Source organism: Methylomonas methanica (assembly GCF_001644035.1).
Lineage (GTDB): Bacteria > Pseudomonadota > Gammaproteobacteria > Methylococcales > Methylomonadaceae > Methylomonas > Methylomonas methanica_A.
The window spans coordinates 18,410-41,488 of record NZ_LUUG01000103.1 but is presented as its reverse complement, the minus strand read 5'-3'; the positions used below and the strand labels follow the sequence as shown (position 1 = coordinate 41,488).

Genomic DNA, 23,079 nt, shown 5'->3' with positions numbered 1-23,079 from the left:
CTCCTAGCGGAATGCCCCGATCAGGGTGTCGAACAATGAATTAGCCACCGAAACGGCTTTGGCAGCCGCCTGATACGAATTTTGAAAATTGATGAGATTGGCCGCTTCTTCATCCAGATTGACGCCGGATACGCTTTCTTTAGCGCTGGTGGCTTGCTTTAACAGGGTTTCCTGGGCCGTGCGGCCAACCGACGCGGCATGAGTTTGCGAACCGACATCGGAGATCATTTGCCCGTAAACTTGAGTAAAGCTGGCTTTACCGCCGAACATTTTTGCCTGGGTTTCCAGATTAGCCAATTTCAGCGCATTACTGTTGTCGCCGGGTAGGCCGGTGGCGCTGGCGGCGGCGATTTGTCTTGGATTGGTGATGGCCGAGTTAAGTTTGATTTTGGCGGCGGCGTTAAAGTTGGGGCTGATTTGAAAGGAGTCGCCAATGGTCAGCGAACCGCCGCTAAAGCTGATACTAAAACCGTTAGTTGCGGCGGTGGTCGCCAGGGTGGCGGCGCTTAAGCCGGCAGTCGCGGTGTTGTCGCTTAAATTAGTTAACGTGAAGGTTGTGGCCGGTACGGTTGCGGTAACGTCTAGCCGATAGGAAGCGCCCAGGCCGGATGCCGATGTCGGTGCCACAAACGCGCTGGAAACCACCAAACTACTGTCGCTGACCGTGGCTTTGACTTGCGGAGTTGGCGAATTCAAATCAAAAAGCGCCACATTGGTATTGCCGTTGATGTCGTAGCCGGCTTTATGGATGTTGTTAAATTCGGTAGCCAAACCGGTTGCCAGCAAACCCAGCTGTTGTTGCGCGGGGTCTAGTACTTGATCTCTAAAACGCAGATTGCCGGAGAGTTCGCCGCCGGACAGCTGTTTTGAAATATCCTGACCGTTCAGCATGATCAGCTTTTGATTGACGTCGTTACTGTCGCCGACCACGGACAGCGTAGAAGCCGCGCTGCCCAGCACCAAAGGTTGGCCCTTACCGATAAACACATTGTATGAGCCATCGGCCTGGCTGACATAGGTAACGTCGGCTTTTTCGGCGATTTTGGTCAGCAATAGATCGCGTTGATCCATTAGCTCGTTGGGTAATTGCTTGCCGGACGAGCGGCCGATGTCCGAGACGATCTTCACGTTCAGTTCGGCCAGGGTTTTGGCAAAGCCATTCAGCTCTTGCACCGAGCTGGTCACGTTATCGTTAACGCGTTTGCGCAAGTCGCCGAAGCGGGCGCTCATGGTGTTGAATTGCTGGGTCAGGGATTCGGCTTCGGTCAGCATTACCTGGCGGGCTGCCACCGAGCTGGGGTCGTTGGCAACGCTGTCTATCGCATCGAAAAAGCTTTTCATGGCCGGCGCCAGACCGGTGGTTTCGTCGGCGGTGATGTTGTCGATTTGCGACGACAAGGTGTAAAAACTGTCTATATCGTGAAACGTGGCGGTGCTGGAACGGACTTGATTGCTGATGAATTGGTCGTAGCTGCGGGTGATGTTGGCAACTTCGACGCCATTGCCCATATAGCCGTTGCCGGTAAATTGCTCGGGGCGCGTGGCCAGTTCGACGCGTTGCCGGCTGTAGCCTTCGGTGTTGGCGTTGCTGATGTTGTTGCTGGTGGTTTCCAGCGAACGCTGGAATGCGGTCAGCCCCGATAATGCGTTTCCGAGAATGCCAATAGCCATGTTCGCCTCCTAACCCGCGCTTTTCAGAGCTGCTACCTGGGCCGCGGTTTGGCTGTGGTAGATCGTCATGACTTTTTCGGCATACCGTGGATCGGTGGCATAACCGGCTTGTTGCAGTTCGTGTAAATAGTGTCCGGCGTTGCCGGCTTTCTTCAAGGCTTCGCTGTAACGCGGATTGGTTTTGATAAAGTTCACGTAATCGTCGAAGCTGTCTTTGTAGGACTCGTAAGCGCGGAAGCCGGCCATTTCTTTTTTGGCGACACCTCCGGCATATTCCAGTGTCATGGTTTTGGCTTGTTTGCCTTGCCAGGACCTATCAGCCTTGATATTGAACAAGTTAAAGCTGTTATCGCCTTGGGCATTTTTCACCATGCCTTGGCCCCAGCCGGTTTCCAGTGCCGCTTGAGCCAACAGCACGTTGGGATCGACTCCCAGACTGCGCGCGGCTTGTTCGGCATGCGGCCGCAGTTGGTTAACGAACTCGTCTCTAGAGGTTAGCGGCCGATCACTGCCGTTTCGCACGTTATCGTCCAAGGTTTGCCATTGGTCTGCCGGGACTTTCTGGCTGCGTTCCAAGCGGGCCAAGCTGCGCTCCAGGCTACTTAAGCCGGAGGCATCCAGCGGCATTTGCTCTTCGGTTTCCTCGCCGGCCCGCAGCGACTGGTGATTGTCGGGGTTATTGCTGGCGCCGGTGCCGGCCGCGCGATTCAGGAAATCGTTAGCGGACAGTTGTTCGTCCTTTTCTTCGTCCTTGTTTTGTTTGGGCGACAATTGTTGGGCAATTAAATCCGCAAAACCGATGCCGGGTTTGCCGGCCAGATGCACGGACATTTGTTGGTCGTACATGTCTTGATAAAACTGGGTTTGCTGGCTGTCCAATATACCGTCGGCCAATTTAGCTTGACGCATGTTTTTCATGACCATGCCTAAAAACACCGACTCGAATTGTTTGGCGACTTCCTTGATCGCCTCGGGCGATTGCTCGCGGGCGCCTTGTTTAAGTTTCGCCAGGCCGTTGAAGTCGGTATACACCGAAGCACTGTCTACGTTTAACATGGGAATCTCCAATAATTCATCTAATCACTGCTTTGTTGCGTTCTTTAAATCACTATCAACTCGGCTCTAAGCGCGCCGGCGGATTTCAATGCTTCCAAAATGGCCACCAAGTCGCTGGGGCCGGCGCCGACACCGTTTACCGCTTGGACGATCTCGTCTAGCGACACGCCGGGGTTGAAGACAAACATGTGGTTCTTGTCTTCATTTACCGAGACGTTGGATTGCGGCGTTACTACGGTACTGCCGCCCGATAATGGATTGGGTTGGCTGACTTGTGGATTCTCGCTGATCGTCACGGTCAAGCTGCCATGAGAAACCGCTGCCGGTTGTACTCTAACTTTGCTGTTGATAATGACCGTACCGGTGCGGGAGTTGACAATCACTTTGGCGGGCGCATCGTCGGGCGCCAATTCCAGGTTTTCGATCACCGAGGCAAAGCCGACCCGTTGGTTGGGGTTAACCGGTGCTCTGACGCTGACCGAGGTGGCATCGACGGCTTGCGCGGTTTCGGCGCCCAGCGCCTTGTTGATGGAGTCCGCCATGCGCTGTGCGGTGGTGAAATCCGAGGAATTCAAATTAAAAACCAGGTCAGCGCTTTGATCGAATGAGCTAGGTACGATGCGTTCCACCGTGGCGCCGTTAGGCACCCGGCCCACCAGAGGGTTATTGACGGTAATTTTCGAACCGTCCTGGCCGCTGGCACTAAGGCCGCCCACCACCAAATTACCTTGCGCCACCGCGTAGACATTGCCGTCGGCACCACGTAGCGGACTCATCAACAGCGAGCCGCCGCGCAGACTTTTCGCATCGCCTATAGACGATACAGTGACGTCAATTTTTTGACCGGGTTTGGCGAAAGCAGGCAGATCGGCGTGAACGCTGACCAGCGCGACGTTTTTGGATTTGGGGTCCGTATCGGGTGGCAAGGTCAGGCCCAGCTTACCCATCATGCTGCGCAAGCTTTGGCCGGTAAATTTGGTTTTGTCGCCGGATTTATCCAGACCGGTGACCAGGCCGTAGCCCACCAATTGGTTGCTGCGCACGCCGGCGATGGAGGCAATGTCTTTGATGCGTTCCGCCTGGGCGGCGTTGGCTAATAAGAGCATGGCGATTAGACATATTTTGTTCATTTGCATTCTCCGTCAGCTCAGGCTAGAAGGGAAACCATGGGCTGGATAATACCCTGGAAATCCAGCCGGGTTTGTTACTGTCTGCCAAGGCGCCGTCGCCGGTATACATGATGGTAGCGTCGGCCACTTTGCTGGAGGGCAGGGTGTTGGCGACGTTGATGTCGATCGGACGCACTATGCCGGACAGGCGAATATATTCGCTGCCGTCGTTCAGCGTGACGCGTTTTTCGCCGCGTACGCGCAGATTGCCGTTAGGGAGTACGTCGACCACGGTGACACTGATGCCACCGGTCAGTCTGTTACTTTGCCGGGCGTCGCCTTTGCCTTCAGTGCTGCGGTCCATGCTGTAGTCAATGGATGTTGCCAGGTCGTGACCCAGCAGCGCGGAACTGGCTAAACCAAAAATGGTGGGGGCGCTGCCCGACGCTTGAATATCGCTGTTCTTGCTGGCTTTGGAGTTGGCTTGCTTGGTGGCGTTGGTGTTCTCGTCGAATGTTACGGTCAAAATATCGCCAACCCGGCGCGCGGCATGATCTTCGAATAAGCGCATGTCGTAGCCGGCCTGGTAAATCGCGCCGTTGCTTTGTTGGGGCGGGCGCAGGTCGGCGGGTTGTACCGGAGCGAAGTCGGGGTCGCGTTTCGGCAAAGTATCGCAGCCTGCCAGTAACGCGATTGCCGCTACCAGCAAAATTTTGCCGCCTGCTTGCCGTGTGATGAATTTGGTCATGAGCTTTGTCCTGAATTAAAGTTGTTGCGTGACAAAGGACAGCATTTGGTCGGTGGTGGAAATGGCTTTGGAGTTCATCTCGTAAGCGCGCTGGGTTTCTATCATGTTGACCAGTTCTTCCACTACGTTGACGTTCGAGGTCTCCAGAGAGCCTTGTATCAAAGTGCCCAGCTCGTTTTCGCCGGGCGCGCCGATGATCGGTGCGCCGCTGGCGACGGTTTCGCGGAACAGGTTGTCGCCAATCGGTTCAAGGCCTGCGGTGTTGATGAAGTCGGCAATCTGAATCTGTCCTACCTGATTGGCTGCCGCGGCGCCCGGTTGGGTCACTGAAACCGTGCCGTCCTGGCCGACCGTGATGCTCAACGCGTCCTGCGGAATGGTGATAGCGGGTTCCAGCGGCATGCCGTTGGAGGTCACCACCTGACCGGTCGAATCCATTTTGAACGAGCCGTCGCGGGTGTAGTTGATGTCGCCGTTGGGCATTAAAATCTGCATAAAACCGCGTCCGCTTACCGCTATATCCAGCGAGTTGCCGGTTTGCAGAATATTGCCTTGGGTGTGCAGTTTTTCGGTAGCCACCGTACGCACCCCGGTGCCAAGCTGCAAGCCGGTGGGTAATTGGGTGTTTTGGGTGGACTGCGCGCCGGCCTGACGGACGTTTTGATACATCAAGTCGGCGAAAATAGGTCTGGCTTTCTTGAAGCCGGTGGTGTTGACGTTGGCCAGGTTATTGGAAATAACCGCCATGCGGGTTTGTTGGGCATCCAAACCGGATTTTGCGACCCATAATGCTCGTTCTGTCATGACAATCTCCTAATCTGACAATTTTTTGTCTTATCAGGAGTAATGCAGAAACTATGCCACTTGCATCAACTTGGCGCTGGCGCCGGATGTGTCGTCGATGTTTTTCATGACTTTGGATTGCAATTCGAAGTTTCGAGAGAGTTCTATCATTTCCACCATTGCCGCCAAAGCATTGACGTTGCTGGATTCCAGCGAGCCTTGAATCAGCGTGACATTGGCGTCGGGCGGGATGGCGCCGGCTTGCTTGGCGTGCATCAAGCCGTCTTCGCGTTTTTCCAGATTGGCCGGATCGGGGTTGACCAGCTTGATCCGTTCGACAATGACGCTATTGGTGGCATTGACACCTTGCGGGACGATGGAGATGGTGCCGTCGGTGCCGATTTCCATTTTTTGAGCGGGCGGAACGGTGATCGGTTCACCGCCTTCGCCGAGCACTGAGAGTCCGGCGCCGTTTTGCAATAAGCCTTCGGGGGTTAGCCGAAGATCGCCGGCGCGGGTATAGGCTTCCTGGCCCTCTGTATTCCGCACCGCGATCCAGCCCTGGCCGTTGATCGCGACGTCCAGGTCGCGGCCAGTGGTGTGGATGCTGCCGCTAGCCATGTTGGTGCCGGGGCGTTCGGTCATCGAATAAACCCTTGAGGGGTAGCCGGGACCGAAAGCCGGCATCGCGCGGAATTGCTCGAAATCGGCTTTGAAGCCGGTGGTTTGAGCGTTGGCCAGATTATTGGCGTTGGCGCCTTGCGCCAGCAAGGTCTGCTTGGCGCCGTTCATCGCGATATAAAGGCTACGGTCCATGGCGGTTTCCTATGAATTACCGAATTTGCAGAATGGTTTGCATGATGCTGTTTTCCGTAGTAATGGTCTGGGCATTGGCCTGGTAATGCTGTTGGGCGACGATAAGGTTGACCAATTGCGCGGATAACTCGACATTCGAGCTTTCCAACGCGCCGGCCTGAATCAGACCAAAGTTATTCGCGCCTGCTTCACCGGGAATCGGTTCCCCGGAGTTGGCGCTTTGTCCCCAGGCGGTATCGCCGATTTTGGCCAAGCCGTTGGTATTGGCGAAGCGTGTCAATGCGACTTTACCCATGGTTTGTGAGCCGCCGTTACTGAAACGGGCAAATATTACCCCTTCATCGTCAATATCAATGCCCGTCAAGCGTCCGGCCGGTAAGCCGTTTTGCGTCATCGTATTCACGCTGAACTTTTCCTGAACCTGAGTGGATCCGAAGAAGTCCATGGTACCCACCTTAACCGGTGCCGCGCCGGTTGCCGGCAATATGGTGTAGTCACTCAGGGCGAACCTACCGGATACCGGGGTTTGTAATTTACCGGAGGAGTCGAAGGTCATCACGGCCGGCGTCGGCAATGTGGAGGGGGTGGCCGGAGCGGCAACCGCAGTGCCATAGGTGCCGGCATTGATCGAGGTTCTGGCTGTCGGTGTGGCCGGTTCGGCCATATAGTGGTAAACGCTCCAATCCGTAGTTGAGGCGGTTGAGGCGCCTTTCACATAGTATGTAGACAGAATATGCGGCGAGCCCAGCGAATCATAAACGGTCACCGAGGTTTGCGAGTTGTAGGAGTTATTGTTGGTTGGGTCGAACGGCGTCACCGTCGGAACTGTTTCGTTGGCATTGAGATTCACCGCCAGCGATACGGTGTCCGTGGCGCTGGGCAGGCCGGTAAGGGTATTGATCTGAACTGGCTGTGTTACCCCGGTGCTGAAACCATCCGCGACGGCAGTGCCGTTGGGTTTGTAGACCATCAGCGATTTGCCCTGATTGTTGACCAGATAGCCGTCCTTATCCAGTTTGAATTCGCCGGAGCGAGTATAAGTAATGTCATTGGTTTCTGTTGGGCTTTTGGCCATGGTGAAGAAGCCTTCGCCGCTGATCGCCAAATCCAGATTGTTGTCGGTGAACGACAAACTGCCTTGATTGAATTGCTGGGCGACGTTGGCAACTCTGACGCCAGCGCCGGCAGTGGTGTTGCTGACGCCGCCCAGGCTGGACGCATAAACGTCTGCGAATTCCGAGCGTGATTTTTTAAAGCCCACGGTATTGGCGTTGGCAATATTATTGCCGGTCACCGCCAGGTTGTTGGATGCGGCGTTTAAGCCGCTTAATGCTGTTGTAAAAGCCATGATGCCTTCTCCTTCACAAGATTTGTTTGATTTGACTGAATTTTACGGTGCCGACGCCATCGAGATTGACTTGCAGGCCGCCGCTGCCGCCGCCCAACGTCACGCTTTTCACTAGCGATTTGATGTTGGTGGCCAATACCGTATTGACGCCGCCAATTTTGGCTTCAGCTTGAATTTTGTAGACGCCCGGATCGGCAAGTTGCTTGCTGCTATCCTTGCCATCCCATTCGAAGGTGGTAGTACCGGCCGCTTGTGCGCCCATATCGAGTTCTCTAACGATGGCGCCGGTCTGCGGGTTTATGATCTTCACGCTGACATTCGGCGAGCTGCTGGGCATTTCGAAGTCGCCGGAGACACTGCCGCCGGCGCCAAGCAGGGCTTCCTTGGCGGGAGCCGAAACATGGCGTCCGACCAAGCCGGCGGCTTGCAGGGCTTGGTCGGAGCTGAGCGAGCTGGCGAAATCCTTGAACGAAGCCTGTAGATCCTGAATGCCGGATACCGTGCTGAACTGGGCCATTTGGCCGAGAAATTCGCCGTTGTCCATGGGCTTCATCGGGTCCTGATGGGTCATTTGCGTGGTCAGCAGTTTCAGAAACTGATCTTGTCCCAAGGTTTGTTTTTGCACGCCTTTTGCCGTGCCGGAACCGGTAGTGGCCAAGCCGAGGCTATTAAATGTATCGATTGCGCTGCTCATAAATGCCTCACTGTCCCATTTTCAGGGTTTGCAGAATTAGGTTTTTAGCGGTGTTCAACACCTCTACATTGTTCTCGTAGGAGCGGGAAGCGGACATCATATTGGCCATTTCTTCCACGGTGTTGACGTTGGATTTATAGATGTAGCCGGTGGCGTCCGCCAGCGGATGATTGGGGGCGTACTCCATCACCGGCGGCGCCTGGTTTTCGACGACGCCGAGTACGTTGACGCCGCTGGCGGTGCTGTTCTTGTCCATCGCGTTTTTCAGTTCGGCCGCAAACACCGGTTGGCGGGATTTGTAGACCTGGTCGATGCTGCTGCTGACGCTGCTGGCATTGGAAATATTGCTGGCTACCAGATTAAGTCTCAGGTTTTGCGCGTTCATGCCGCTGCCGGCGACGTCGAAGATGCGAAATGAAGACATGGTTATTCCCCTTTAATGGCCGACATCAGCCCGGAAAACTTATTGTTGATAAAACGCAAGCTGGCTTCGTACTGCACGGCATTTTCCGCGTATTTAGCTTGCTCGATGTGCGATTCGACGGTATTACCGTCCAGCGAAGCTTGTTGCGGATTGCGATAGAGCAGGTCGGCGCCGAGTACATTATTGTGACTAGGTAGATGGCCTTGCTGGCTGCGCTTCAGTTCCGAGCCGTCCCCGGCCAGGGCTTGTTGAAACACCGATTTGAAGTCCAGGTCGCGGGCTTTGTAATCGGGCGTGTCGGCGTTGGCCAGGTTTGAAGCCAGAATCTCGCTGCGCTTTTCGCGCAACGCTAACGCTTGCGGATGTATGCCTAAGGCACTGTCGAAATTAATAGCCATAATTGCCACCTTTGGGTTTTTTAAACCTAAAAGCAGTATATGTGCCATAAAATAAATATGCTTTTATTTCATTTGTATAGCAATTTTAATGGCTGACGTGAGTGTCAAAAAACAGTGTTTCAGGCGTGGCGGCAAAATGCTGCCGCTTGCTTAAGTCGTCAATAAACTGGCGAGAGGGCTAACCGATTTTTTTGAAGTAGCTGGTTAAGCCGGAGCGAACCAATTCAAAGCTGTCCAAACCTATCGGCATCGCTTCTGTGCTGCTGAGGAACAGATAGCCGCCCGGTTCCAGACTGTCGGCCATGCGGGTGAGAATGTCGCGTTTGACTTGATCGGAGAAATAGATCAAGACGTTGCGACAGAAGATCAGGTCAAAACGGCCCAAGGCAGTGAATGACTTGAGCAGATTGAATTGTTGAAAACGCACGAGTTGGCTGACTTCGGGGCTAAGTAAGTAGCCGTCGTAATTTTTGTGAAAATATCGCACTTTTGCGGCGCTATCCATGCCACGCGACAGCGCGGCTTCCGAATAAACTGCTCTCTTGGCTTCCTCAAGAATGGCTTCGGAGATGTCCGTGCCGATAATTTGCACGGAGCGTGATTTGGTAGAGCCTTTGATTGCTTCCAGTGCGCAGATGGCTATCGAGTAGGGTTCCTGACCGGATGAGCACGCGGCGGACCAAACTCTTACGTTGCCGTTTTTGCTATTTAGCAAGCCGGGTAAGACTTTGTCTTTTAGTTCGACGAATTGCCGTTCGTCGCGAAACCAGAAGGTCTCGTTGGTGGTCATCGCGTCGACTACGGCGCTTTTGATTTTTTGCGCGGAAAATGAAGCTGATTGCAGGCTGTTGGCCAGTTCGGCGAAGCTTGAGAATTCAAATTTGCCCATCAATGGCAACAATCTGCTTTTTACCAGGTATTGTTTGCTGTCACCCAACTCAATGCCGCAACTTTGGCTGAGGAACTGTTGTATGGCTTGATACTCCGCGGCGGAAATGTCGATAATTTTACCCGCCGGACTACCCGGTTCAGCCTGGTTCAACATATCTGAGTTTTGAGGGCAGGCGGCGCGTTGATTGTCGGTCAGGAATGGGCGGCATGATAAAGTTTGAGTTGATGCTGGATGGAGTTCATCAGCGAGTCGGGATCAAACTTGGCCAGAAATTCGTTAGCACCCACTTTTTGGACCATTGACGTGTTAAACACCCCGCTTAATGAAGTATGCAAAATCAAATAGATTTTCTTCATGTTGGGGTCGGCTTTTATTTTGGTGGCCAGGGTGTAGCCGTCCATGCGCGGCATTTCTACATCGGAAATGATCATCGAGTATTTGTCTTGAATATCGATGCCGTCCGCCACCAACGCGTTTAAATGATCCCAGGCTTCTTGGCCGTCTTTTAACAGCGTGCACTCAATGCCGATTTGTTGGCAGACACGTTTAACCTGGTTTCTGGCTACCGATGAATCGTCCACCACCAGGATGTGATCATTTTTGCTGGTTACTTCCATGTCGATGACTTCCGCGGAAGCTTCTTCGCGGCCGCCGATGACTTCTTTCATCACTTTTTCGACGTCAATAACTTCGATCAACTCGCCGTCGATTTCAGTCACTGCGGTTAGATAGCTTTCTTTACCGGTGCCGGTGGGTGGGGCTTTTACTTGTTCCCAGCCGATGTTGATGATCCGGTCTACCGAGCCGACCAGAAAGCCTTGAATGGAACGGTTGTATTCTGTGACGATGACGTAGCAGCCGGCGTCGCGCACCAATGGTCTCATGCCTATGGCCATGGACAAATCCAGCACGGGAATGGTCTTGCCGCGTAGGTGCGCGACCCCGCAAATCACCGAATGTGAATTGGGAATTTGAGTTAAGGGTGGGCATTGAATCACTTCCTGAACTTTGAAAACATTAATTCCAAATCGTTGTTTACTAACAAGTTTAAACAACAAGAGTTCGAATCTGTTGTGCCCCGCCAGTTTGGTGCGCTGATCGACTCCGTCTAAGACTCCGGCCATAAAACCCCCTGAAATATGCTGCTTGCAATTATAGACACTTTGCTTTTTTTTACTTTATAAAATTACTGGTATGTTTCGTGCTTTATCCTTGCAAAAGTCAAAAAAATGGCGACTGCAATGAAGATCAAAAATTTGAGAGTGATTTTGCTGTTGGTTTGCGAAACAACGTTAGCGGGACCGGTGCAATCGGTGCCGTTAATACAGGATGCCGTTAGCCAGTACATCAACACCAATCTCGCTCCTGGTGGCAAGTATGAAATTGGCGGTGCGCAAATCGATCCGCGTTTGCAATTGCCGCAGTGCGAACAACCTTTGCAAGTATTTACCCAATCCGGCGAGATAAAGCCGGGTAGGAATACGGTGGGAGTGCGTTGTCACGGCGAAAAAGGCTGGACGATTTACAGCATGGTATCGGTAAGGTCATTTAAAGACGTATTAGTCCTGAATCGATCTTTACAGCGCAGCGATGTGATTCGTGCCGAGTATTTGAGTGCGGAAACCCGCGATATCGGCTTGTTGCAACAGGGATATCTGACCGAGCTGGATGACGTCGTCGATAAGCAGGCGGTACGCAATATTCCCGCCGGCAGCGTGTTAAGCAAGCTGCATGTTACCGAGTTGACATTGGTCAAGCGGGGCGAGCGGGTAAATATTCAATCAGGCAAGGCCGGAGTAATGATTAGCGCGGTTGGCACGGCGATGGCTGATGGCGCCAAAGGTCAGAAAATCAATGTAAAAAACCTGTCTTCGCAACGCGTAATCCAGGCGACCGTGGTCGATTCCGGTCAGGTATCGGTTTATTTTTGATAAAGCATTAAAGGAATTTATGATGATGCCGCTAAATGCTACAGATAAAACTAATTTAGGAATTCCGTCATGGCTATCGACCCTATCACCAGCAAATCTGTTAGCACACCGCTACCGGCAAAATCAGCGGTTAAGGACTCGGCCGAGTTTAAAGAGAAGCCCGTCGCCGGCGCCTCCACGGACACAGTCAACATCACCGCGACCGCTCTGGACATTAAATCGGCCACAGCTTCAAGCGCTGCCGCCTCCGTGGTGAACGAAGACCGTGTGGCGGCCATAAAAGCCGCCGTACAGGACGGCAGCTATCAAGTTAACGCCGAGCGCGTTGCCGAGAAAATGTTGCAATTTGAAGGTCAACTAAGCAATAGCACATAACGTCATGATAGAGAAAACTTACCAAATCACCGAGAAACTACTAAATAACGGTTTAAAAGCGACGCAAAGTTTGCTGGAGCTACTAAACGCCGAAGCCGCAAGCCTGAAGCAAAAAACCGATGCGGATGCCATTTCGGCAATCGCTACACACAAAAAAGATCTGGTTGCCCAGCTTGAGCAATTTACCAAGCAATTAGGCCAGGTGCTCGCCACCGAGCAATTGGTGGTGAGTAACGATGGCATCAAAGCCTATCTTGTCAAAGCCAAAGCCGCAGGCATCAATATTTCCGAGTCCTGGAGTTATTGGAATCACATCGTTAGACTCTCCCAAACCTGTCGCGCAATTAACGAACAAAACGGTGCCAGCATCGCGTTATTGAGTCGACATACGCAAAGATCACTGCAAATCTTAAGAGGTAAGTCGCCGTTAGCCGCCACCTACGGGCCCGATGGCGTCACCCGCAACGAGCTGTTTTCGCATACATTAATTTCGGTGTAGACTGAGCGACGAATAACCAGACAGGTCGCTCATATGCTGCGAAAACTCAAGCATTTATTTTCAAAACCGTTGCCACCGGAGCCCGCTCAAGATGATGATGACGAGCTATTAAGTTTTGAGAACCCCAACTTTATTACTGATCCCGACAAGATTGCCAAGTTGCTGGGTGAAATTGAAAATAGTTCGCCGCTATGTACCGTTCAGGTGGAGGGCGAGGACTTTAGTTCCTCTGTACTCGCAGTCAAACTGGATAAGAAAGTCATTATTCTCGACGAGCTGATGCCTAAACACGGTAACGATTTTTTGTTGCTTAGTCGCTCGTTGAAACTCTCTACATTTCATAAAGGTATCCATTTATCGTTTAATCTGACGGGAATCGAAGTCGGTCATTCACGAGGAATCAATTACTACAAAGCCCCCTTTCCTGATCGGGTGTTTTATCCCCAGCGGCGGCGTACCCCGCGTCTGGAAATAAGCAGTATCGATATTCCGTTTTCCGGTGTTGTGCAACGCACAGGTATTTCGGTCGGAGGTAGTCTGTTCGATTTATCCAGAGGCGGAGCGGGTATTACCGTTCCCGTTAACAGAGCGCGAGTGCAGCGCGGCGATACCGTCAAAAACTGTCAAATTACTTTTGAAGATTATGTAATGGATTTTGATCTGTCCGTGCGCTTTGTAAAGCCGGTGTCGGCGTCATCAGCCAAAGTGCAAATCGGCGGACTATTCGAAAATTTGTCTTCAAAAAGCCAATCCAAGCTGTCCTATTTCATCACGTCGCTTGAACGCGTAGAGATTAGAAAACAGAAAGCTTAGCCTTTTGCCCTGTGGTAAAATTTCAACCCAGGTCCCGGTAGCTCAGCAGGATAGAGCGGTCCCCTCCTAAGGGACAGGTCGGACGTTCGAATCGTCTCCGGGACGCCATAAAAGCTCTTACAGACTGCTTCCTTGGCTGAACAACACCCTCGCTCGTCAAATCAAATGCCTGCTTGAAATCAGGGCCTGAGGCGTAGAGTTTATACAAATCCAATTCCCGTCGTTCGATGCTGATCGTATTCTGAATCAGTTTCTCCAATGCCAGCTGCCGATTCTGTGCATCAGGACTGTCTTCCGCCTGCGCCTTATAATCGGCATGATCCATGACATGCTTGGCGATGTTAATGATCTTCACCCGCGGCTCTTCCGGGGGGGCTTTCCAGTCGGCAAAGTAACGTTCGTTAAAGGCTTTGATGATTTCGTCCAGCGGATTTTTATCGCTGCCGCCCGTGCGAGCACCGCGCAGAATAGGATTTTGCGGGTCCAATTCGGTTTCACTGTCGTCCAGGCCAATCTGCACATTCAGCTTGGAATGCTCCAGGCCACGACAATTCCTTTGACGTTGTCGGAAAAGCCGTCCAGGCAGTTCTTTAAATTTGCTTCCAGTTACGAATGGTTGCCGAGCAGGGTTTTCAGGGTAAAGCGGGAGGTGTTGTAAAACACATAGCCCGAGGCATCGCGCAAACCAATCGGATCGAGATCGGCCATGCCGGTGTCTTCGCGTTGGAAGCGCACTTCTTCTAGCACGGCTTGTTTGCTGGGCTCTAGCAGTTAATCGAGGCGGCGTAAGACAAACATTGGCAAGATGACGTCGCGATATTTTCCGCGCACAAATACATCCCTAAGGCAGTCGTCGGCAATAGACCAGATAAAACTGACGATTTTGTTGTGGGTAGAGTGGTCCATGTTCCATTTGGTGGTGATGCTGTTGTCCAGCTGGCTAGACCTTCCGGGAACAAAATAAAGTGGCATGATACCTGTGCATGCATGCTAAGCGAACCTCGCGTAACAAGGGAGAGTATTGATGGAAGGTTTCTTACCCACCAGCCCTAGGTTTCCGCAAACAGAAGGGGCATCTACCATGTTGAGTTTTTGTTAATCCGCGAGTTGTGGACTTCATATCCTGAAGGCTTTAATCAAAACTTAATCTTTTGTTAATAAAGGATTAAGTTGCCGGTTGTAGAATCTACGCATAACCAATTTCCTAGTACAGTTTTTAGTCTTGAACAACCGATTTGTCGGACAGATGCACGACTCTTCAGAGAGTTGAAGGTGGTTTCTGTTATAGCAATGGGGTGTGGCGCATTACGCTGCGCGGTAGAGTCGGAAGCGATTTATATCAGGCAGTGGAGCTCGCACTGAGTTGTTTGTAACGGTTGAAATATGGATAAGTCTCGGGAGAAACCGGAGTAAAGATTCGCGGCAATGCGTGAAACAGTGCGCTGCGACGATACGTCATAGGTAGCCGAGGGTGGTTATTCAAGTAGTTGGGTAAAAAGCGCCGTTTCAGTAAATTCGTTTGAATATATCAATTCATCTATTGAACTTGATCTCTGTTTCAGGGATTAACCATTTTAAGCTATTGCCTTGCGATTAAAGAATGTTCGGCAATAGATGCTTACAAGAGTTAAAGACTCGTTGTAAGCAGACAGAACTCTGCTAAAGCCGATGTCGCTCTGCGATATCGGCTTCGGAGTATAAGGTGGCTAAAGGATAGCCGTTTGTTAACGTTAGTAAAAATGGAGAACAATCCATGAAAACGCTTTTATCTTTAAAACTTTGGCTTGCTGTTTGCCTGCTTGCCGTTTCGACTGCAAGTTCGGCAGGCGTCATTTGGGAATCGACTTCAGGGGATAGCGAGTTTTTCGCTCCTGGTTCCCTATTTCCCTCAGGAGAGACCTTCGGTATCTTTTCTGAAGGAGCTAGTTTGGCCAGTGCTACACCTTTGGAAACCTTTACCGGTTTTAAAAGTTACGCATCCGCCAGTCCTTTTAAGTTGGCTCTTTGGACCACAAGCGGTTGGATCAGCGAATCCGGTAGTCTTGCATTAGCGGGTGATGATTACCTGTTAAGCTTTCTTAAACCTGGTTTGCTGACTAATAACTTGGTGTTTCTGTATGGCGTCGATATTCAAGCAGCGGCCAATCAAAACCCTGTCTCAGGCGTACCTCTCCCTGCCTCTGTATGGTTTATGACTAGTGCTATGTTGGGTTTTTTGTATATCGGTCGTCGTAAACAGGTCGTTTAAACCCAAGTTGTCATTGGGCTTTTAGGCCGGTTGGAGTCTAGTACTCCATCCGGTTTTTTTATGCCTATTGAAAATTCCAGGCCGGTCTGCCAGAAGCGTTTTAAAAAATGCTGTGAGCTAAACCGGCAATATATTTCACTACAGGAAAATCTTTTTAGCGAACTTCCAACGATACGATTCTCCCCGCTCTCGCGAAATCGGGTACCCCAGTGAAATCAACCCGAATGTATCGGGGCACGGTTTTTATAGGATTTATCTTGCTGTGGCAGGCCATAATAGGCGATATGAAGATTCTCCCGGGTAAGACTATGGCAAAAATACTAGTGATCGGTTGTGGTGATATCGGCTATCCGGTGGCTTTGCGCTTGCATCAGCAGGGGCATCAGGTAACCGCGCTGAAGCGCAGCGCGCCGGCTATCTCAACTCCGTTTCCGATTTTTATTGCCGATATAAGATCGGCCTCGTCATTGGTATCCTTGCCAAGCAGTTTTGATGCGGTGATATTTATAGTGGCTCCCGATAGCCGACAGGCCGAAGAGTATCAGACTCTGTACGATGTCGGTCTGAGCAATTTGTTGGCGCATTTTGCGGCGGCTGAACAGCCACCGAGTTGGTTGATGGTATCTTCAACCAGTGTTTACGAGCAGAATCGCGGTGAATGGGTCGATGAAACCAGTATGGCTGAGCCGGTTAGCGCGACTAGCCGGTGGCTGGTAGCGGCGGAGAAACGGTTGTGGGCTGCGAGTAATCGCAATTGCGTCGTGCGCTTTTCCGGTATTTACGGGCCCGGTCGTGATTGGTTGGTGCGCCGAGCGGAGCAAGGGGAGAGCGTTCAGCAACAACCGCCCAGTTATACCAACCGCATTCACGCCGAGGATTGTGTGGCGGTTTTGCTATTTTTACTGGAAAAACAACTCGCCGGTTTAGCCTTGGAACCTTGTTACCTGGCGAGCGATGACGAGCCGGCCCCGCTTTGGGATGTGATGAGTTGGTTGTCCGAACAATTTGCTTATCCTCACCCTTCGCCGTTGTCAGTAGCCCCGGATGCCCCGCAAAACAAACGCTGCCGCAACACCCGACTCAAGGCTTTGGGTTACCGCTTTTTGTATCCTAGTTATCGGGACGGCTATGCAACCGTACGTCCGTTGCCGGGTGCGGATGGTTGAGGTCAACACCTTGTAAAACCCATGCTATGCAAGATTATTGCCTTTAAATTCCCTGGATTCGTCATGCCCGCGAAGGCGGGAGCCGTTAGACCGCGAAGCGAATTCAGTATAGTCGCTGGACTCCCGCTTTCGCGGGAGCGACGGTATTTACGGGCCGGGTTAATAGGCGAGAGCTATAGGTATTGTTTTTGCCGCTTATTCGCCACGCCGCGCTTTGTTGCATTCACTGTCGTGGCTTGTTGCAAGAACGCCGGTGGGCTTTTTTCGCCGCTTCTTCGATAGTCCTGATCTAAAGCTGCCATTGCATCGGATGCTGGCACAAGCAGTGTGTCGGTCATGACGGAATAGGTTAATTCGAACAAGCGCTTCAAAGCAATTTGCCAGGTGCTGTCCGTTAAGGCGTATAGCGCATCGCTGAATTGTAAAAAGCGGACGAACGGTTGATCGGCGACAATTAACGGTAAAGTTGCGGCAAAACGGCCGGAGTTACCGATCAAATCCCAAAAGCGGGCGAATCGTGTAATGCGTTGTAAGTCGGTAAAGCCTATGTCGTGGGTGCAGAGAATGGCATAGGGCGGCTGTGGGTCATAACGTAGCTTGTAGCCGTCATTGTGTCGGTTGATTGGCGCGCCACGCAGGCGTTTTAAAATCCCGACCTGAATTTCTTGCGGATTCAGCGCAAACAATTTATCGAAACTGGCACCGAAGCCGGCAAGGGTGTCGCCAGGCAGACCGGCGATTAGATCGGCATGAATATGGGCGTTGGAATGCTGTCGGAGCCAGCTTAAATTGGCTTCGGTCTTTTGGTTATCCTGTTTGCGGCTGATCAGATGTTGAATGGCAGGATCGAAGGTTTGTACGCCCACTTCAAATTGCAGCACACCAGGCGGGAATTGCCTGATGGCCAGCTGCAGACGCTCTGGCAAATTGTCCGGAATCACTTCAAAGTGCAAATATAAATCTTCGCTCAAGCGTGCCAAAAAAAACTCGAGGATAGCGACGCTGCTGTCTACTTTTAGATTGAAAGTACGGTCGATGAATTTGAAATGTCGCGCGCCGCGCTGGTATAGAATTTCCATTTCACGCAAAAAGCCTTTTAAATTAAACGGTTTGGCGGTGGTGTCCAGGGACGACAGGCAGAATTCGCATTTGAACGGGCATCCGCGCGACGCTTCCACGTAGATAATTCGTTGACGGATGTCGGTGTCGGTATAGTGTGGATATGGCGATGCCAAGATGTCCAATGCGGCCATTTCGCCGGTCACGATTTTTTCTGCTGGTTTAAGTCCTGACAGCAATTGTCGGCATAATTGCGGAAAGCTTATTTCGCCGTTGCCGGTGACGATATAGTCCGCTAATTCGGCAACGCTCGGTAAATCCGGCGGATGACTGACTTCTGGACCGCCAAGTACGATGATAATTTCCGGTGCGACTTGTTTCAGGATGGCTACCACCGCGCTGATTTCCGCCACGTTCCAGATATAAACACCAAAGCCAATAATCCGCGCTTGTTGTTGCAGGAGTTTTTCGGCAATTTCGATCGGGCGCTGCTGGATGCCGAATTCTAATAAGGCTGTGTCAGTTTGTGAGGTACCCATGTTGGCGTAGAGATAGCGTAAGCCAAAAGCAGTATGAATATAGCGGGCGTTGAGAGTGGTGATAACGATGCTGGGCATGTCTTATGAATGGCGGATTGCGTCTTGATTGGTTTAATGTGCCAGCATAGCACCAATTTTGATGCTGGAAGCAGCTCGTGGCACGTCGGCAAGCGCAGGCGACTTAATACTGCAAGCTGTTTTGGAACGTGGCCTCGCGCTGAAAACGCTAGGCCGTATCAGGTCGGCAGGGTGAATTATGTTGCCGGCTTTGGCGAGGTCTGCTTAGACCGGCGATAGTTAGGGGATAAAACGCTAGTGGTAATCAGCCTGTGAAATAACTAAGCAGCAACCGATTTTTCCTAAAATACGGGATCTAACAATTCAAAAAAAATCGGTTTGTAATCGATGCTTATTTAAGTTCGTCAAGTAAAGCCTGTGCGGCTTGCTGTTGTTGTTTTGAGCCTTTGGACAATACATCTTCAGCTATCAATTTTGCCGCCTCGGTATCGCCCATGTCGATATAAGCTTTAGCCAAATCGATTTTGGTTTCGAATTCGTCCATATCGGTCAAATCGGAAACTCCCAATTCAAACTCGTTGTTGTCCGTGGTACTGATTATTGGCGCGTCGAAGTCGAAGTTAAAATCAAACTCGCCGCTTGATTGCGCAGGCGTTTCCAAAGCTTTGTCTGAAGATTGCGCTGATTTAGGGGTAATATTGTCAAAATCGGAAAAATCGAATGTTTCCAGTTTCAACTGCGATTCTAAATTCAGCTCCGGTTCGACGCTTAGGCTATCGTCAGCGGATGTTTTGGAGCTAATACTGTCGAAGTCGAAATCGAAACTTTCTGCGTCCGGCAGGGCTTCTGCGCTTTTATCCGAAAGGTCTGAAGCGGTCTTTTTGATGTCATCGAAATCGCTAAAGTCGAATGACTCTAAAGCTGTTGGTGTCTCGGCATTTGAGGCATCCGCGTTGGTTTTGTCGGCTGTTGCTACGTGGTCGGCATTGTCAATATCGAAGTTAAAATCGAAACTCTCTAAAGCGTCCAGCGCACTAGGCGATTTTGTTTCTATGTCCTCGGCGCTGTCAGCAGGTCCGGATTCAGTATCTGCACCTATTCCTGCAAAATTGGTGAAATCCAGAGATTCCAGTTCCAAGGCAGCCGAATCCGCTTCGGCTTTTTCCGAGTCAGTATCTAGCGCAAAGTCGAAGTCGAACGACTCTATGTCGCCGTTGCCGAAAACCGCGATACTTTCAATTGTTTCGGCACTATCCGCAGCAGATTTGGAAGCAGATGGCTGATCGAAATCGATACTCTCGATATTCGCATCAGCTTGCTTGCTTTGATCCGGTGATTTAGCGCTGCCGCCGAAGCTTCCCAAGTCAAAATCCAGTCCGTTATCCTCGAGCGCCAAATCCTTATCGATATCCAGATCCGACAAATCGTCATCAAGCAAAGCAAAGCTTTTATCTAAATCGATAATTTCCGTATCGGCCGCAGTGGAGCTCGCTAAGCCCAAGCTAGTATCGCTGTTGCTGGTGGGAGCAGCGGTAGCGGCAAAACTGCCGCCAAACAAGGCTAAATCAGGGGCGATTTCTTTAGCCATGTCCGTGACTTTTTTCCAGAATGGCTTATCTGCTTGTTTACCGGCATCGGCTAGTTCTTGCGCATAACTGGCAAAACTGTCTTTGTTTTCACTGGCGTAATAGATTTCCAGTAATTTCAGTTTGCATTCGTCGCGGTTAGGCTGTTCGCTTATCGCATGACGAATCAGTTCTTCCGCTTGTTGGTAGCGGCCATATGCCAAATAAACGTCGGCTTCCGAGATGGGGTCGACTTCGTTTTGATCGGTATCGAAGGCATCGAAATCGCTAGGGGTAAAGTCGCTGATAAACGAACTTTCGCCTACAGTGCCGACGTCGTATTCGTCGGTACTGCTGATGTCCATAATCGGTACGGAAAGGCTGCTTTCCGAATCGGGCAGCCGAATTTGGCTGGCCGAGGCGAACATGCTTTCGGTGTTGGTGCGCTCGTCGATTTTACGTTTGCGCCATAGTAACCAGCCCAGCAAGCCAAAAATACCAGTGCCTAAGGTGCCGGCAACCCAGTAATAAGCGTCCGAGCCAAATAAGCCTTCGTCTTCCGCAACAACCGGTGGAGGTGGCGGTGGGGTAACCTTAGGCGCGGGCGGAGCAATGGGTTTGGGCGCCGGTGGTGTCACGACGGCAGGTTCGGAAACCGGTGGTTGCGGCGTGGGCGTTACGGCCGGCGTTGGGGGCTCGGGGCTGACGACTGGCGGCTGAGGAGTCGGTTGCGCGGGCTGCGGGCTAGGCTCGGCCTGTGCTGGTTTGTTGTTTTGTAAAGTGGCCAGTTGCTGATCTTTTAAGGCCAGCAATTGTTGCATCATTCCCAGTTGTTGTTCCAGTTTTTCGATGCGAGCTTGCAGCTCCAGATCTTTCCCATCGCTGGTTTGATCAGCAGCGCTAGTTAAAGCCGGATTAGCTGCCGCAGCCGAGTTTTGTTCGGTTTTTGTCGAACCGGTACCGGCAGCCTTGGCTTCGGTGGGGGCTACTAATTCAAGCGCTTTCTTGGTCGTTTCGGCTTGAGCGGTTTCCGGCTTGACCTGCTTATTGGTCACTTTTCGCTCATTTTGTGCTTGTCTTTGTGCCGGATTCATAATTGCATCCGGCTCAGGAATCTTTAACGTTGCACCTTCTTTCAAGGAATTGATATTGCCGTTGTTAAATGCGTCCGGATTGGCTCTGTACAAAGCGGTCAGCATTTTTTGGGTCGGAATGTTCTTTTCCTGGCCCACTTGGGTGGCGATACTCCACAAAGTGTCTGATTTTTGGATCGGGCCAAATTCGCCGCTGGTGGGCGTTTGTGGGGTAATGTTGTCGGCAGGAGCGGCACGCACTGCGCGTTTGGGTGCGGTTCGAGTTTTCCTTACCGGGCGCTCTAATGGCTCAATGGGTTCGGCGCTGTAACCGCTAGTTTCCGCGACAGGAGTGACCGGCTGGTTATAAGCCGTCGGCGGGTCGATGAGTAAGGTGAACTCGCGCATCATGCTGCCTTGCGGCCACGTCACTTCCAGTAGGAAATCCAGAAACGGCTCGGTCAATGCTTCTCGCGAGGACACTTTTACAATGATAGAACCGTTTGATTGGACCACCGGTTCCAGCTTGATCTTGGAAAGAAAATAATTCCACACCACGCCGGCTTGGTCGAACTTTTCCGGCGGGGCCAATTTCACCGTGACATCGGCCGGGTTTTCCCCCGGTGCTACGCTCAGTCTGATTTCGGCATTGAGTTTTTGGTTTAGGGCAGAATGTAATTCAATTTCGCCGATACCTAAGGGTTGGGCACTGACTGGTGCCAGTAACGACACAACCGCTAAGGCTTTAGTTAAATTGCTCACATTGCTTTCCTTCACTTGTAATACCTCGGTACTTACTGACCCACTATAAAACACAGAGCTAAGCGTAGACTAGATGTAGCTTTTTACCAGCACTTCGGCTATTTGCACGCTGTTTAAAGCAGCTCCTTTTCTGACGTTATCACTAACGACCCATAGATCGATGCCGGTCGGATGAGAAATATCCTCGCGAATTCTGCCGACAAACACGTCGTCATTACCGGACGATTCGGTTACCGCCGTCGGGTAGCCGCCGTTCTCGCGCTCATCCAACAAAGTGACGCCGGGGGCTGCGGCCAACAGTTCGCGAACCTGCTCTGCGGAGATCTTCTGTTTAGTTTCGATATGCACGGCTTCCGAGTGACCGAAAAACACCGGTACTCGAACCGCAGTCGGATTAACTTGGATATCGGCATCGCCGAGGATTTTTCGAGTTTCCCAAACCATTTTCATTTCTTCCTTGGTGTAGCCATTGTCCATAAATACGTCGATTTGCGGCAACACATTGAAAGCAATCTGTTTTGGATAGACGTTGGCTGTTACCGGTTTGGCGTTCAACAGATTGGCGGTTTGCGTCGCCAGTTCCTCGATTGCTTCCTTGCCGGTGCCGGAAACGGCTTGATAGGTGGCGACGTTAATCCGGCTGATGCCGACGGCGTCGTAAATCGGTTTCAGCGCCACCAACATTTGAATGGTCGAGCAGTTGGGATTGGCGATAATGCCGCGATTTTTGTATTCGGCGACTTTTTCCGGATTGACTTCCGGCACCACCAGCGGAATGTCGTCGTCGTAACGAAATTGCGAAGTGTTGTCGATCACCACGCAACCTGCCGCTGCGGCTTTTGGTGCGTATTCCGCCGATACGGATGCACCCGGCGAAAATAGGCCGATCTGCACTTTGGAAAAATCGAAACTGGCCAGATCTTCCACTACTAGCGAGCCGCCCTTAAAGGGTATACGTTTGCCGGCCGAGCGTTCGCTGGCCAAGGCATAGACTTTGCCGACCGGAAAATTGCGTTCTTCCAGGATGGAAATCATGGTTTCGCCGACCGCGCCAGTGGCGCCTACGACTGCTACATCATAAGTTTTAGACAT

At 51.7% G+C, this 23,079-nt stretch carries 23 protein-coding genes and 1 tRNA gene; 7 read left to right on the top strand and 17 right to left on the bottom strand.

The features are described 5' to 3' along the window. Positions 1-3: 3 nt before the first annotated feature. The 12 genes from flgK to A1332_RS19210 form a co-directional block, all read right to left on the bottom strand. Positions 4-1,671 (bottom strand): flagellar hook-associated protein FlgK, encoded by a 1,668-nt coding sequence (gene flgK / locus A1332_RS19265; RefSeq protein ID WP_064010042.1) that lies wholly within the window; start codon positions 1,669-1,671, stop codon positions 4-6. A gap of 9 nt (positions 1,672-1,680) precedes the next feature. Continuing rightward, the gene (gene flgJ / locus A1332_RS19260) at positions 1,681-2,727 is read right to left on the bottom strand and encodes a flagellar assembly peptidoglycan hydrolase FlgJ (RefSeq protein ID WP_064010041.1); all 1,047 of its coding nucleotides are present in this window, start codon (positions 2,725-2,727) and stop codon (positions 1,681-1,683) included. 44 nt (positions 2,728-2,771) lie between these two features. Continuing rightward, the gene (locus A1332_RS19255) at positions 2,772-3,857 is read right to left on the bottom strand and encodes a flagellar basal body P-ring protein FlgI (protein ID WP_064010040.1); all 1,086 of its coding nucleotides are present in this window, start codon (positions 3,855-3,857) and stop codon (positions 2,772-2,774) included. A 22-nt stretch (positions 3,858-3,879) separates the two neighbouring features. Further along, positions 3,880-4,584, bottom strand: a complete 705-nt coding sequence (flgH, locus tag A1332_RS19250; protein WP_064010039.1) for a flagellar basal body L-ring protein FlgH — start codon at positions 4,582-4,584, stop codon at positions 3,880-3,882. Positions 4,585-4,599: 15 nt separating this feature from the next. Next, positions 4,600-5,388 carry a flagellar basal-body rod protein FlgG gene (flgG, locus tag A1332_RS19245; RefSeq protein ID WP_020483243.1) on the bottom strand — a complete coding sequence of 263 codons (789 nt, stop codon included), beginning with the start codon at positions 5,386-5,388 and terminating at the stop codon, positions 4,600-4,602. A 51-nt stretch (positions 5,389-5,439) separates the two neighbouring features. Further along, positions 5,440-6,183, bottom strand: a complete 744-nt coding sequence (flgF, locus tag A1332_RS19240) for a flagellar basal-body rod protein FlgF (protein WP_064010038.1) — start codon at positions 6,181-6,183, stop codon at positions 5,440-5,442. A gap of 16 nt (positions 6,184-6,199) precedes the next feature. After that, positions 6,200-7,531: a flagellar hook protein FlgE gene (flgE, locus tag A1332_RS19235; RefSeq protein ID WP_020483241.1), complete on the bottom strand. Its 1,332-nt coding sequence runs from the start codon at positions 7,529-7,531 to the stop codon at positions 6,200-6,202. Positions 7,532-7,544: 13 nt separating this feature from the next. After that, positions 7,545-8,225, bottom strand: a complete 681-nt coding sequence (locus A1332_RS19230) for a flagellar hook assembly protein FlgD (RefSeq protein ID WP_064010037.1) — start codon at positions 8,223-8,225, stop codon at positions 7,545-7,547. A gap of 7 nt (positions 8,226-8,232) precedes the next feature. Further along, positions 8,233-8,649, bottom strand: a complete 417-nt coding sequence (gene flgC / locus A1332_RS19225; RefSeq protein ID WP_036275191.1) for a flagellar basal body rod protein FlgC — start codon at positions 8,647-8,649, stop codon at positions 8,233-8,235. Between the two features lie 2 nt (positions 8,650-8,651). Further along, positions 8,652-9,047: a flagellar basal body rod protein FlgB gene (gene flgB / locus A1332_RS19220; protein WP_026603424.1), complete on the bottom strand. Its 396-nt coding sequence runs from the start codon at positions 9,045-9,047 to the stop codon at positions 8,652-8,654. A 178-nt stretch (positions 9,048-9,225) separates the two neighbouring features. After that, positions 9,226-10,092 (bottom strand): CheR family methyltransferase, encoded by an 867-nt coding sequence (locus A1332_RS19215; RefSeq protein WP_064010036.1) that lies wholly within the window; start codon positions 10,090-10,092, stop codon positions 9,226-9,228. A gap of 38 nt (positions 10,093-10,130) precedes the next feature. Beyond that, positions 10,131-11,063: a chemotaxis protein CheV gene (locus A1332_RS19210; protein ID WP_064010035.1), complete on the bottom strand. Its 933-nt coding sequence runs from the start codon at positions 11,061-11,063 to the stop codon at positions 10,131-10,133. Positions 11,064-11,180: 117 nt separating this feature from the next. Between A1332_RS19210 and flgA the strand changes: the two genes are divergently transcribed. The 5 genes from flgA to A1332_RS19185 all read left to right on the top strand — a co-directional run bounded on the left by flgA (position 11,181) and on the right by A1332_RS19185 (position 13,665). Then, positions 11,181-11,870 carry a flagellar basal body P-ring formation chaperone FlgA gene (gene flgA / locus A1332_RS19205; RefSeq protein ID WP_064010034.1) on the top strand — a complete coding sequence of 230 codons (690 nt, stop codon included), beginning with the start codon at positions 11,181-11,183 and terminating at the stop codon, positions 11,868-11,870. Positions 11,871-11,939: 69 nt separating this feature from the next. Continuing rightward, positions 11,940-12,245 (top strand): flagellar biosynthesis anti-sigma factor FlgM, encoded by a 306-nt coding sequence (gene flgM / locus A1332_RS19200; RefSeq protein WP_064010033.1) that lies wholly within the window; start codon positions 11,940-11,942, stop codon positions 12,243-12,245. Positions 12,246-12,249: 4 nt separating this feature from the next. Beyond that, positions 12,250-12,744, top strand: coding sequence for a flagella synthesis protein FlgN (locus tag A1332_RS19195; protein WP_064010032.1), 495 nt, complete (start codon positions 12,250-12,252; stop codon positions 12,742-12,744). A 33-nt stretch (positions 12,745-12,777) separates the two neighbouring features. Beyond that, the gene (locus tag A1332_RS19190; RefSeq protein WP_064010031.1) at positions 12,778-13,557 is read left to right on the top strand and encodes a flagellar brake protein; all 780 of its coding nucleotides are present in this window, start codon (positions 12,778-12,780) and stop codon (positions 13,555-13,557) included. Between the two features lie 31 nt (positions 13,558-13,588). After that, positions 13,589-13,665, top strand: a tRNA-Arg gene (locus A1332_RS19185). 498 nt (positions 13,666-14,163) lie between these two features. On the opposite strand, the gene A1332_RS25765 is transcribed toward A1332_RS19185, so the two are convergent. Both A1332_RS25765 and A1332_RS25760 read right to left on the bottom strand, forming a co-directional pair. Next, on the bottom strand, positions 14,164-14,304 hold the full coding sequence (locus tag A1332_RS25765) for a hypothetical protein (RefSeq protein WP_197491516.1): 141 nt from the start codon (positions 14,302-14,304) through the stop codon (positions 14,164-14,166). A gap of 24 nt (positions 14,305-14,328) precedes the next feature. After that, positions 14,329-14,529 (bottom strand): type I restriction-modification system subunit M N-terminal domain-containing protein, encoded by a 201-nt coding sequence (locus tag A1332_RS25760; protein WP_197491515.1) that lies wholly within the window; start codon positions 14,527-14,529, stop codon positions 14,329-14,331. A gap of 781 nt (positions 14,530-15,310) precedes the next feature. On the opposite strand from A1332_RS25760, the gene A1332_RS19175 reads away from it, so the two are divergent. After that, on the top strand, positions 15,311-15,805 hold the full coding sequence (locus tag A1332_RS19175; RefSeq protein WP_064010030.1) for a hypothetical protein: 495 nt from the start codon (positions 15,311-15,313) through the stop codon (positions 15,803-15,805). A 308-nt stretch (positions 15,806-16,113) separates the two neighbouring features. After that, complete coding sequence (locus A1332_RS19170) at positions 16,114-16,971, top strand: SDR family oxidoreductase (RefSeq protein WP_064010029.1); 858 nt, start codon at positions 16,114-16,116, stop codon at positions 16,969-16,971. A gap of 173 nt (positions 16,972-17,144) precedes the next feature. On the opposite strand, the gene A1332_RS19165 is transcribed toward A1332_RS19170, so the two are convergent. The 3 genes from A1332_RS19165 to A1332_RS19155 form a co-directional block, all read right to left on the bottom strand. Beyond that, positions 17,145-18,647, bottom strand: coding sequence for a B12-binding domain-containing radical SAM protein (locus A1332_RS19165; RefSeq protein WP_064010028.1), 1,503 nt, complete (start codon positions 18,645-18,647; stop codon positions 17,145-17,147). Between the two features lie 331 nt (positions 18,648-18,978). After that, the gene (locus tag A1332_RS26375; protein ID WP_269454671.1) at positions 18,979-21,987 is read right to left on the bottom strand and encodes a FimV/HubP family polar landmark protein; all 3,009 of its coding nucleotides are present in this window, start codon (positions 21,985-21,987) and stop codon (positions 18,979-18,981) included. 69 nt (positions 21,988-22,056) lie between these two features. Continuing rightward, positions 22,057-23,079 carry an aspartate-semialdehyde dehydrogenase gene (locus tag A1332_RS19155; protein ID WP_064010026.1) on the bottom strand — a complete coding sequence of 341 codons (1,023 nt, stop codon included), beginning with the start codon at positions 23,077-23,079 and terminating at the stop codon, positions 22,057-22,059.